Genomic DNA, 12,565 nt, shown 5'->3' on the forward strand with positions numbered 1-12,565 from the left:
CAGCATCGTGTCCCTTTGGTTGATGGTTATGGCTTGATGTAGCGGATCGAGAAATGCGAACCCTGAATAGGCGTGGATGCACCTCTGTCTAAGAATTGAATAAGCTCACCGTAGTATAATTTTCCTACCCATCGACAAGTCGTTGGCACGGCATCGAAGTCGTTGGAATCACTTTGAGCCTCCGCTATAATTTTATTGCTTTTGGCGATTGCAGAGTACACAGTCGATGAGTTTGAAGCATTGCGGCGTCGTATCGCAGTCCATTCAATTTCGTAATACCCCTCAACACGAACATCAAAACCAGCAACCGGAGCGTTGTAGTTAATCAAATCAAACGGATCGAGGAAGCATCCTATCCAATTCTTGAACTCCCATGTAATGCCATCTATCGTAAGGTTGCCCTCTCTTAGCCCCGCATTACAGCCCAAGGCAACCTCTCCAGCGCGTGATGAAACACCCGCTAGTTTACTATCAACGTAGTCTTTACGTGCGAGAGAGTTACCAGCCGAGCTCTGAGGCGAACCTGCATATACATTGCCGTCCTTAATGTCTACATACTTACTGCGGCGGTTAGTGTAGAAGCGCATCCGACCCTCTGAGTTAGATAGGATCTGAATACCAGAACGGATATTGGTGCCATCATAGTAAGAGGCTAACGCCCAATGCGCACTTGAACTATCTTTACAGTTGATACTGAATCCCGCACGGCCATTCGTCGCCCATGATGAATCCATAAAACTATTATCCATACGAACGGCATCATTCGAACCAGTCCAAGAACCCGCCGTAAACTCACCATCAGTACGAACCAGTGAGCTACCGAAAAAGATACCAGAAGTAAACTTTCCTAAATCATTGATGCGAAGCCAGTTGCCGTCTGTATTACGAAATGCAGCTCGCCCACCTAATGAAATGCTCTGATTGAGCATTACATCAATCCCTTTAGCAAAGGTGAACGAGGAGTAAGAGTAAAAGCCGCTGGTGGCCTCTGTCTCCATGTGGCACCAAGATGAATTACGAGAACCAATCCAAGTTTTCTTTGTAGAGTAATCAAGCTCTAAACCCTTTCCATCAACAGAGTTAATTGCCCCTAAGTCTTTATTGTAAGACGTATAGCTAGTGACCATTCGCCCTTTGACAATACCCGCTGGCTGGCTTGCCCCCTTATTGCTAACGTATGGCGTAATGGTGTGACTACACATGTATCGAATAAGAATGTTCGTACTGTAGGCACTACGTGTTTTTACATAGATGGCGTAATTGTCACCGCTAGTGTTTACCCAACCAAACTCACTAAATGGTAAGCCGCTAGGATGGTCTGTAATAACCTGACCATTTAGACCTTTAGGGTTTCCGTTACTGGCTCGCAGAATCATTTGATGTCGTGACGACTGATAGTGCAAGTCAGTGTTAAAGCCAGCACCACCAAAGAACTCAATAACCGCAGTAGAGCTTGATTGAGGCATCGTTACATTGGCAACCAAACACCAAGAGTTGTCACTACCTAAAGAGGTGCGCACAACCTCTGTACGGTTAAACGCCTCTGTAACGACTTTATTCCCTTGTACTTCGATAGGGACACTGGAACTAAGCTTTGATCGAGTCAGGTCTAACTTGGCGTCCCCTCCATTATGAGCACCACCCACCGCGATTTGAACGTAAGCATCCGACGAATTAGAACCGTTCGTTAAGTAAACCGCCCGACGATTACCAATCAACCCGTACCCGTCCAGCTTAACTTGCTCGCTCGATGGAACGTTATTACCAGCGCGAGTGCCTTGCACTTCAACACTACGATTCGAAGATACCGACTCTGTAGCGTTTAGGGAGCCGTATAGTGTTGATTCACCACCTTTGCGGATCTTTAATCGACTTGAAACGTCACTTTCTACAACCTCAAAGGTGCCATCGGTTTTCGTTTCAATATGAAAGCGCTTACCTGCATGACCTATGTGCAATTGAGAAACATTGGAACTGCCCTCATCAATGAGTAGGCCACCAGTCAATGTACCGCCTGACAGTTTTAGGTAGCGGCCATCGGCTTGCGCTTGCGTCATCTTTGAGGCTGCAAGGTCATACGCTTTCTTAACGGCACCTGCCGCCGCAAATTTCACATCGCTAGCATCATTAACCGCTGCTGTGAATGCGTAGTTCGGCACGTTTGATAGACCAACTTGAGCTTTCGTAACCTTGTGTGGGTTCGAGTAGTCTGATTTGTGTTGAGCAATGTTGGTTGTAATGGCCGCTACCGCATCTTCTTGATCCATGAGCGCGTCACCAAGCTCTTTGATTGTATCGAGCGCTTCTGCTGGCGCACCACCAATCAAAGCACTAATGCGGTTGTCAGTGTGGGTATTTGCGTTAGTCTCTGCTTGTTCTGCGCGGTCATAAGCTGCGTTACCGCGATTTAAACCCTCGATGCCTTTGTCGTATGCCTGTTTAACAGCACCAGCGGTCGCAAGTTTGCTGTTGGACGCATCTGTTACCGAGCTGGTGGCCGGATAGTTTGGTACGTTACCTAAGCCTACTTGTGCCTTTGTGACTCCGTGCGGGTTCGTTTTATTGCTAGCGTGTTCATCCACTTTTGTTGTGATTTCTTCACGCAATTTTCGAGCTGGACTACCACCAACTTGAGTCAATTTTTTTAATGCCATTCAGAAATATGCCTTTCTCAATTCAATGACCAGCAACTCCGACAAAGCGCCGGAGCACATCGTTAATGGGGAAGTAGGAAAGGAAAGGTCATGTTTACTTGAAGCCGATAACCGTCACGATGTCGCCAGCTTGTAGCTGTTCACCGAACGTGATTGTGTTACCAGATAGACTCCATACACCTGCGTTCTGCATTACGCCGCAAACGCTTAGAACAAGGACTGCTGAGACTGTACCCGCTGGCAGAGCCACCGTAGTTGATGCAGATTCGACAGTAATATCCACCGTTCGGATCGCGTCTTTGATTGAGGCGCCTAGACTATCCTTGGTGGCATACTTACCGTCAGATTCCGCTTTGGTGTATGACGCGCCGCTAGCTGCTAGACCGCTACGCGCTTGTGAAATGATTTGCGATTTAGTGGCGTTCTCAAGCTTCGCTGCGTTAACGGCAGTTGCGCCAGCGTCTAGTGCGCCCACGTCTTCTGCGGTTAGCTCGACGTTTGCGCTTAGCGCGTGACCGTTGATGGTGCGAGTCTTTGGCACTGCATTCACAACGCGAGAGTCGTTACCCTGCATCACTGTGTTAGCGCTAGTGCCGAAGTTTTTGTTGAATGCTGTTTTTTTCTCAAACGCTGGTTCCGCGCCAACGTCAGTCGCTTCAAGCACTACGTTACCGCGCTGACCATTAACCGACGAAACGGCGTCAGTCGGTGTTAATAGTTCTTGCCAGTTCGCTAGTGTGCTCGCTGGTTGGCGCATAAGAACGAATGATTTACGCAGATCCGAACGGATTGCCATATCACCCTCTTGCGCTGTAAGAGCAAGCATTTCCGCTTCTGACTTGACAGGGAACGTTTCTTTGATAGCGATAGCTGGCAATTGGCCTTGTGGGATCTTACCAGTGCTATCTAGTGTAGCCACACCCTCTGCAACGCCTTTCTTGTTGTTAGGGATGTAGTCGTGCGTGTGGCTTGCTGGCGCTGCGCCCACATCTGAGTGAGTCAGAGTCACATCGCCCGTTAGTGGTTTGTTATTGATAGTGCGAGAAGTTGGGACAAGATTGGAGCGCGCTTCACTGACAACTTGTGCCTTGGTTTTCCCCTCTAGTTTTGATGAGTCTGTTGCGCGAGCGCCCGCTGGTAATGCACCAACGTCTTGCGCTGAAAGATCAGAAACAAGACGGTTGATGCGAGTTAATTTGTTTTGTGTAGCCATAAAAAATCCAATTTCGTTGTTAGTAAAAAGGGCATTTATGGGGAATAGGGCTAGGGGAATTTGAAAACTGATTAGCCGACCAAGGTGATCTCCGTTCCTGCTGCAATTTCGTCAACAAACTGGATAACATCACCGTCCGGTGAGATGGTGTAAGCAATATCTCTTGATTGCTGCACACCCTGTAGGAACACCAGCTTAATCGCGCGTTCTTCAAAGACTGGTGGAACAGTGAAAGTATTCGACGTACTAGCGAAGTGGCTATGGAATACTTCCATAGGCGCGCCAGCGATACCGCTGTTTATGATGGCTTCAAGGTTATCGATATGCTCTTGAAGCTCGGCAATGATAGAGCTTGAGCTTAGTGATGGGACACCTAGAGTAATCACCACTTCATCACCCGTTTCAAGTGGTTCGGCTACTTCAACCTCATTAGTGTCTTTCAAGAATTGCCAAGCACTGTCTTTGGTCTGCACGATACCTTGGATAGACAATGAATCTACTTCCGGCACTTCGTAAGGCAATGCGATTTTTGTTTCGCCACCAGACGCAATGTACGGCCAATGTTCAACCGACTTGTTGTATGCAGCAGCAGCTTTGTCGTGAACCAACTTAATGGCTCTCGCAGTGGCATAAAGCTGATCGTTATCTACGTTTATCTGACTGGTTGCGTCCCAGTTGTTTACCAAGCTAAGGCCAACTTGCGCTTTGGTTACATGGTGCGGGTTTTCACGGTCTGCGTAGTGCGCATTGGCTTCGGCGCGCATCGCATATTGCTTATGTGGATCGGGATGTGAAACGTGACCTTGTAGGTCATAACCGCCTTGTTCACGATCATCAAAGTTAAGGTGTTCACTTTTGAGTTGGGTAACGCCATCTGGCACGGTAGCGCGACACAATATCAAATGATGTTCTTCAACCGCTTCCTGCGGAAGCACCTTAATTTCGGACGCTTCAATGTCTGACGCTAAATCGACTTGTTTTGTCTTTACGCCAAACTTATAGAACGCTTCGAGCACCACATAAGAAGTGGCACCAGCCGGAATCTCCACATCAACATCGTGTTGTTGTCGAACGGTTAACACATAGTCGTCGCGCTCAACTAACGCCACGCCAAATTGTTCACCACTGCTCACACGCAGTTTCATTCCACCAGCCGGAGCACATTCAAAACCACGGAAAATACCAGCGCGAACGATGCCGTAAAACTTACGGTTTAGGCTGTTACTGGCCAGTGGTTCTAGGTACTGCGTATCGGTGATAAGCGGTAGCGCTTGCCAGTCCGTTAGCAGTGGCGGGATGATGATCGTTTCTTCGAAGTTTGGGCGACTCATTAGGCACCTACCTGCGCCAATTGAGCGCTATCCGTGCGAGCCGTGTTAATCACGATTTCTATCGATAGACCACGGTCAGAGTAGATCCAAACTGGTTGAGTGACAGCCACTAGAATTAGACCGCCGCTCGCATCTTTCACGCCGACGCAAGAGAACTGGTATTGTTCATCTTCTGCTAGCGTACCCGCTGGCAAGTTTGCCGTGATTACGATATTGCCGTTCACATAGGCGTAGTTCGCCTTAGAACGGTAAAACACGTTTTCAACGGTTGTCTTATCCAGTGGGATAGGCATGCAGCTAGGCTTGCCCTCAATTTCTTGGATAAGGTCAAAACCCCATTCAAGATCGCCAAATTGGAAATAAGGCTCAGTACCATTGGTAGGCAACGACGACAAGGCGCGTTCGTCGTAATAACGGTTAAGCAGTTCACACTGCGATAGGACTACTTTTTGTGTAAGCACCTTTACGACCTCGTATAAGTCGTGGCGCTTTAATGGGACGGGGAATAGGAATAGGGTTAATAGTACCGTCTATCAATGGAGATCGCATCTAAGGGGATCGCATCCATTCTAGGTGTACCATACATAGGGCTAACAGGGCGTTCTTCCTGTGTCGTCGTTCCAGTCTGAACGAAATCCTGTTTATAGCTCGGTGTTGATTCTATATCGGTCGTGGTCTGTTTTCCAACCGTAACATGGTCAGAATAGTTAGGTATTTCCACCATATCCATGACTTCAAATTCAATAGAATACAATTGGCCATCTAAAACAATTCGTAATGGGATAAGAGGATGCACCACTCGCTTAATCTTCGCTTCGAATGCTCGAATGGCTTCCTCGGTAATGCCGTCCTCACCTGCAATGTCGTTCAAAGGGATGCGAATAGCACCGCGACTGGTCAGGAAAAAGTCGCTCGGGTTTAGTCCGTTTTGCAGCTCCAACTCTGACTCGGGAACTAAGAACGTGCCGTATGGAAATCGCTCTTGGTCTACTGGCGCGTAGATTCGTTCCCACTTAACACGTAACCCTTTAAATTCACGCGCGAGCGTTGAGATAAGTGGATAAATGGTCTTTTTAAAGTGAATTTCGTCCTTACGCTGCATCACAACGTGTGGCAAGTCCTCATCGGCCACTTCGCCTAGTGGGAAGATTTTTCGCAGCTCTTTAATGTCTTCTAGCAGCGATTCTTTGTCCATTTCGTACAGTGAAGAACGCGCTTTAAGCTTTTCAATGTATGACTCTACGTGAGTTTCAATTGACTCTGCGATCGCGCTTGCTAAATCTACCCAAGCGGTTTCCTTTTGACGCGCCTTGGTTAGCTGGCCAGATAGCCATTTTCTGAAGTCTCCAAATGCCATGTTTTTCGCCTTATTGGTGTAAAAGTTTTCGCATGCGAAAACTATACGGGATGGTGTTTCTTAAAGTTCTCGCATGCGAAAACATCCGTGTCTTTCTTGCTCCGTGCGAAAACTTCTATGAGTAATCGAAGTTCAGTTGAATGGTTGACGCATTCACATCTAAATAGTGGTAAGTATCAATCGGGATGCGGTCAAGAATCCCAACGACTTCAACCTCAAACTCTTTAATACCCAAAGTCACGTTGAGCTCTTGGATGACATCCCAAATTTGGTTTTTGGTAATGCGCTCATTGCGACTTGTCTGTTTGCCAAATTTCTCATCTAACGCATCGGCCAGTACCTTTGTCGCCCATTCTGGATTTGAACTTGGGTAAAGCTTACCTTTGACCGTCACGGTAAATGGCACGTCCTTACGCTCCACCAGCTTATAGCGCTCGTTATAGCCCTCTCGGCCAGCGAATAGAACTTGGATTTCCTGATTCAAAATCTCGTCGGTTTTATCGGCAGAGTAAGCACAAATAAAGATCGTATTGATGTTGCGAACGTCCGGCGTTCCTGTGAGTTTTTCCTGCTCCGCTTCACCCCAAATCGACAACCAAGTAACACCAGAAATATTGCGCTTAACAAAGGTCATGTAATCCGAGTCCCACGCTATCTGCTCGTCATAGATTGGCGAGTAAAGGGCGTTGTTTCGGATTGATTCAATGTCTTCCGGCTCTGCACCGCCGATGATGCTGGTGGACGTTTTGATTGAGAGTTGGTCTTTATAGGCGCTTTGAATCCCCATATCGATAAGCTCTAAAGGCTGCGCATCGAGTAGGGTAGTCACACCATTAGTCAGCCATAGCTCAAACTCAATTACATCACCTGTCGCTGGCGCGCGACCGTTATTGTTGTTACCAAAACGAACGCCTAGCTGGTCGGTTGGCTTGTAATACTCCATGTAGGCTTTGGATTTGCCGTCCGTATTACGAAACTTAAAGACGTGCGTCCATTCTTCTCCGTTCACGCGCACGATGATGTTATGAATACGCTTAGTCAGCTCTTGAGGGAACGCCACGGCCAACCAGTTTTTTCCTTCATCGACCGTGTAGGTCATCTTGGACACTTCGAACTGTTGCACCTCTACTGCGGCGCTTTCTTGCGGCATAAGATCAATGGCTTCCATTAGCGTATAGCGCAATTGATTGTCAGCCACGCATTGGCTGTATTTCGGCAAGGTAACGCGCTTTGTTCCGGTATTGGTCACTAGCGCACGGCCTTTCGATGGCGCTGCTTTTCGCCCTACATAGCCCTCAGTTTCAGCACCCGCCAAAATGGAGGTGCGTTTAGTGGCTAGCGTTAGGTAGGATTCTTGCAATGCACGGCTACTGATTGCTGCCATGCGTTCAACAATCTTGGCCACAAATAAGCAAAGGTAGTCAACGAACTGCGAACCAATATGACGCGACCACCAGCTTGAACCAGCAATCGCCTCGTTAAAGGTCTTTTTGACTTCTTCTAACTTGCTCAAAACGTAATACCTCTCTCCAACGTTTGACCGTTCACAACGATCGTCAATTTGTAGGCATCGATACCGTTCACGCTTGGCTCTACGGCAATGCCTTGAACCACCGCGTCTTTCACGTCAATTGGGAGGGTTAATAGGATTGAGTTTTCGATAGCTGCTGCTGTGGTTTCGTTTATTGGTTCATGCTTGTATGCCCCTAATCTGTTGCCCCATTTTGGAGCGCCCCAAACTTGGCCTTGAGGTGTATCGAGCCATTCAGAGACGCGCGCAACGATCGCGTGTTTCTCATCGGCTACTTTTACACCGTCAATATCGACCCGTAGTAAGTAATCAATTTCTTGGCTCATCTATTACTCCATATCAGCGCTTTGACGCTGTAACGAACGGTCATCAAAGTTGAGAGGAATAGAGCCGCTAGCCTTAGTGGCTGACGCTGGCTTGTCTTTGCTTGAGCTGCCGCTAGGCGCTGCAAAGATAGTGGTCGGTTTGTTGTTATCACTGCCGCTAACCGCGCGCCCAATGGCATCCAGTGAATGTTTGCTAAGTTCCACGGTTTGAGGCTTGCCGCTCTCTTTGAGGTCTTTCATTGCTGCCTGTGCTTGCAGCTCGCTAACTCGCTCATTGCGTTGAATGGATGATTGAGTCGCAACCGTCTTATTCGAGGTGTTTTCGGTGTCCACTTTCACCACGGATTGAGTGTCCGTTTTCTGGTTACTTAGCTCGGTATTGATGGATGATTCATGGCTGGCTGTGGTCACGCTGTTGGTTTGCGTGTTGTTTGCAGCCTTGGTTAGTGCGGCTACGGCCTCAGCCTCTTTACGGCGTTTGATCTCCGCATCGACGGCGGCCACTTGTTCAGCTTTCTTATCTGGCGAGTAAACTTGGCCAAGCTCGGGATGCTCGACCATGCCGGACATATCCATGCCTGTTTCATTAGCCACTTGCACACGTTTGTCCTGGCTAATACGTTTTTCTCTTTCTACAGCTAAGTAAGCTTCTTTGTAGCTAATCCCTTGCTCGCTGGCCTTTTGCGATGCCTCTTGAGAGGTCACTTGAATTGAGTTTTTCGCATCAAGTTCGCGCATGGCTTGGCTGTCATTGGACACTTTAGCCGTGTGGTAGGCTTCGGCGTTCTTAAGGTGTTCTTCTTTCTCCGGTTGAGCTTTCTCAGCCTTAGAATCCTTAGCCTCTTTGTCGTCCTCAATCTCACCGCCAAATAGCTTGTAAATGCCTTTGGCCATATCGCCAGAATCAAAGGTCAACGCTTCCTTAGCGCCATCAAAACCGAACGCCCCAAGCGCCGAACCAAGCAAACCAGCACCGCCACTGACTAGGCCACCCAAATCGAGCGCGTTTGCCAATGCCATTGAGCTTTTCTGGCCAGTTGTCGCTTCTTGGCCATCTTTGAGATTGAACGTCTCTTTTTGTTTGTCGTGGTCAGTGAATCCGCTAAACGCATCGTAGGCCATTAAGGCCGGAGCAAGGAAAGGGATCGCCTTGCCAGCAACAGAGCCGATTTTAGACATACCTTTAAAGGCGGCACCCGCCATCGATACGCCCTTGTTGGCCACGTTTGAGGCTTTGCTGCCAATGCCTGACATTACCGATTTGATTCGGCCACGTTTGCCACCCGCTTTACGGCCAGCACGTCCACCAGCACGGCGGCGTTCAAACATATCGCCAGCTAGGTCTAATAGGCCACCTTGGCCATCGTTCGCCACTGCTTTGGTTGTCGAAATCAGATCATCGAGCTTATCTAGTACATCATCGAATTGGCGTTCACGATCAGCACTCGATTCATGGAGCACTTCAAGCATGTTTGCTCGGTAGCTCTGTTCTTTGGTGCTTTTGATCTCACTAGCTGTGCTTATCCGGCTAGAATCACTCCCAACAAGATTGACAGGCACGTTACCCCTAGCATCATCACGGCTAGGTCGGTCACTAGGCGTAACTTGAGTTGAGTGGTTCGTCTCGAACGAATCTTTTGTCGCTGATAGTTGTTCATGGCTAACTGTCTCTATGGCTGTGACGGCCTGACTGTCTGCCTCTGGCGCTTGCTTGCCTCGGGTAAAGAGTCGGCCTAGTTTCGATTCTTTTAGCTTGTCCTTGGTTGAGGTGGCTTTTTCAGTCACATCATCCAATGCTTCTTTAGCGTCTTGCCCCAAGTGATAAAGCTCTTTAGCGGAGTAGAAGAACGAACCACCAGCCGCAGCGCCAGCCGCATCGGTCGCGTCGTTTTCTTCCTGTAGGAACTCTTTCACGTTATTGATGGCCAGTTGCTTAAGGCTGGTGGCCACCTTGGCAAAAACGTTCTGGCTTTCCTTTTCCGTGTCGGTTTGCTTTTCAATCTGGCGCTCTAATGCGGTTTGCTGTGCGTTCTTGTAAGCCGATTGCTCTCGCTTACTCGCATAGCGACCATCGGAGCGTCGAAGCTTGCCGTTGGCGTCTTCCCAATAGCCCTCAAACTCTGCCAGTGCGTCAGAGAAAGCCTTTTCTAACTTCTCTGGCACATCATCAAGGATTGAGGTATCCAAACGTTCAGAATTGGATTCTGGCGCTTCTACATTCACGACAACAGGCGCTTGTTTTATTGGCTCGCGCGCGTCCTCGCTTTTCAGCGTGTCAGCAATCGACTTTACGCCACTTACAGACCTGCTTTGCTCGATCGCTTTGGCGTCCGGCTTGGCTTGTGTTTCTGCTGACTGACTAGGCGCAAATGACAACTCAATTTCACCTGTACGCTTGGTCTTGGTTGCACTTGGTTTAGGTGTGCCGCTTGATTGTTGTTTTAATGCTTTTTGTGGATTAACGCTCGGAATAGAATAGACGTTATGAGAGGCATTGGAAACGCCTTTAGTTACCGCCTTTTCGATGCCCTTTGTATCCACTGCAAGGACGGCCTTTTGTTGGCTCGTTGGTAGAGTCTTGCCATCGAGTTTGCGACTAATCTCAGATAGCACGGTCAGCTCTTTGTCACTGGCTCGCTTCACTGCATCAACAACCAGTGAAAGATCAACCTCTTGTTGGTTTCTGTCCATTTTTCACCTTGTCTTGGAGCGCTTTATCTAGGCTTATGGCCATCGTTTGAGGTGTTTTGAATACCGCATCGATAGGCTGGCTACCGTAGATCGTTAAGTTCTCAATCAGTACGTTCCAACCAACGTAATCAAAACGTTGTAATGAAGTCGTTATTCCGAAAGGGTAAGAGCAACGTTCGAGTTGCTTCACCTCCTTGCTTGATAGCTTTCTGGCACTGCGGAATGGTGGCGACTAGGTAGTAACGCCCCTCGTCGTACTTGGTGAGCAATCCGTGACGCGCATTGCGTAGGCACTTTTCAACCTTGGCAAAGGCCACACGAAATTCCGTGTTGAGGTACATCGATTTCAATAGGTCGATTTTCCACGCTAGGGCATCGTCTTGGCCTTTGGGTTGATCTTCGAACGTTAGGCAGTAGGCCAGCTCAGTGAGCGCCATGTGATTCGCTTGCTGCTTCCATTCAGCGCTGTCCGGTTCGTACTGGTCGCGCTCATTGCGAATGTTCTCAAGTTGCTCCGCTTCGTAACCGGTTAGTGGTTTCACGTTCGCTAGGTATGACTTACCTTTCACGCTCAAGGTGATCTCTTGTTTTGGCAATCCATTGAGCGCTTTGGCCGATTCCATTAGCTCGCCCATATTGAGATTGAGATAGTGAGTTTCTTTGCAGTGCTCGCACTCATAGCTAAAGGGAATAGTGCCTAGCTCGCTGGTGGACATAAAAATCCACCACAATGCTGCGCGGCGATCTTCACCAGTCCATAGGCCGCTATCACTCATAGGGCGCTTACTGGTGTCTTGCATATGGTTCAGATAGCGAGTTGTGTTGGCTTCCTCTTGGTACTCGTTGAGGTCGCAGAACAATAGAGCGTCTTCCACGGTTGGAACTCGAAACTCAATCACTTCTGAAATGTTACTTGGTAGTGGAAATGATGGAATGTGCATTACAGTACCTTGTTACCTACAGACATAAATTTTTGGAGAATGAGCGGGAATGACTGGATCTGGTTGCCGTTTTCGCGTGAAAACATTACGTTGCCAATCTTGGTAGGAAAGACTTGATAGCTCTTATAGAGTGACTTTTTGCCGTCCTCATTGAGCGTGAATATGTTGATTTTGAACACGTACTCTTTGGGGATGTTGAGTGTGCCGTCTTGGTTTCTGACTTTCTTTATCCGGCTTTCAAACCATTTAGAAACAGTCAGGTTTTCGTCATCACGAACCGTTAGCGTGATTTCGCCAACACTGCTGTATGTAGGCAGCGCAATAGAGCCTGAACCGACTTGGAATGAATCCGCATCGATAGAGCCAGCACCAAAATCAATATCCTTTACGTAAATATCAAAGTCCGTTGGCGCGTCCGGCGAGTCGATTTCTACCGCCCATTGCCAGCCTTGCAGCCACGGCTTATTCATAAAGTTATTGGTCGAGCGTTTGGCGAGCTGCATGTATGGATTCATGGCGAC

General features: G+C 48.3%; 10 protein-coding genes. All 10 read right to left on the minus strand.

Going from position 1 to position 12,565, the window contains the following annotated elements; genetic code table 11:
* Nucleotides 1–26 precede the first annotated feature (26 nt).
* The 10 genes from R8269_RS14790 to R8269_RS14835 all read right to left on the minus strand — a co-directional run bounded on the left by R8269_RS14790 (nucleotide 27) and on the right by R8269_RS14835 (nucleotide 12,559).
* Complete coding sequence (locus tag R8269_RS14790; RefSeq protein ID WP_206954377.1) at nucleotides 27–2,654, minus strand: hypothetical protein; 2,628 nt, start codon at nucleotides 2,652–2,654, stop codon at nucleotides 27–29.
* A 94-nt stretch (nucleotides 2,655–2,748) separates the two neighbouring features.
* Nucleotides 2,749–3,867 (minus strand): hypothetical protein, encoded by a 1,119-nt coding sequence (locus R8269_RS14795; protein ID WP_206954279.1) that lies wholly within the window; start codon nucleotides 3,865–3,867, stop codon nucleotides 2,749–2,751.
* A 71-nt stretch (nucleotides 3,868–3,938) separates the two neighbouring features.
* Nucleotides 3,939–5,198 (minus strand): hypothetical protein, encoded by a 1,260-nt coding sequence (locus R8269_RS14800; RefSeq protein ID WP_140203103.1) that lies wholly within the window; start codon nucleotides 5,196–5,198, stop codon nucleotides 3,939–3,941.
* Nucleotides 5,198–5,659 (minus strand): hypothetical protein, encoded by a 462-nt coding sequence (locus tag R8269_RS14805; RefSeq protein ID WP_033905433.1) that lies wholly within the window; start codon nucleotides 5,657–5,659, stop codon nucleotides 5,198–5,200. The genes R8269_RS14800 and R8269_RS14805 overlap by 1 nt, the downstream gene beginning before the upstream one ends.
* A gap of 56 nt (nucleotides 5,660–5,715) precedes the next feature.
* The gene (locus R8269_RS14810) at nucleotides 5,716–6,555 is read right to left on the minus strand and encodes a hypothetical protein (protein ID WP_054579128.1); all 840 of its coding nucleotides are present in this window, start codon (nucleotides 6,553–6,555) and stop codon (nucleotides 5,716–5,718) included.
* Nucleotides 6,556–6,670: 115 nt separating this feature from the next.
* Nucleotides 6,671–8,068 (minus strand): hypothetical protein, encoded by a 1,398-nt coding sequence (locus R8269_RS14815; protein ID WP_140203101.1) that lies wholly within the window; start codon nucleotides 8,066–8,068, stop codon nucleotides 6,671–6,673.
* A complete protein-coding gene (locus R8269_RS14820) occupies nucleotides 8,065–8,412 on the minus strand; it encodes a hypothetical protein (protein WP_033905435.1) in 348 nt (115 codons plus the stop codon). The genes R8269_RS14815 and R8269_RS14820 overlap by 4 nt, the downstream gene beginning before the upstream one ends.
* A 3-nt stretch (nucleotides 8,413–8,415) precedes the next feature.
* Complete coding sequence (locus R8269_RS14825; protein ID WP_318222579.1) at nucleotides 8,416–11,103, minus strand: hypothetical protein; 2,688 nt, start codon at nucleotides 11,101–11,103, stop codon at nucleotides 8,416–8,418.
* Between the two features lie 128 nt (nucleotides 11,104–11,231).
* Complete coding sequence (locus R8269_RS14830) at nucleotides 11,232–12,044, minus strand: hypothetical protein (protein WP_318222580.1); 813 nt, start codon at nucleotides 12,042–12,044, stop codon at nucleotides 11,232–11,234.
* Nucleotides 12,044–12,559: a hypothetical protein gene (locus R8269_RS14835; RefSeq protein WP_170894054.1), complete on the minus strand. Its 516-nt coding sequence runs from the start codon at nucleotides 12,557–12,559 to the stop codon at nucleotides 12,044–12,046. The genes R8269_RS14830 and R8269_RS14835 overlap by 1 nt, the downstream gene beginning before the upstream one ends.
* Between the last annotated feature and the right edge of the window lie 6 nt (nucleotides 12,560–12,565).

The organism is Vibrio sp. Vb0667 (assembly GCF_033391095.1).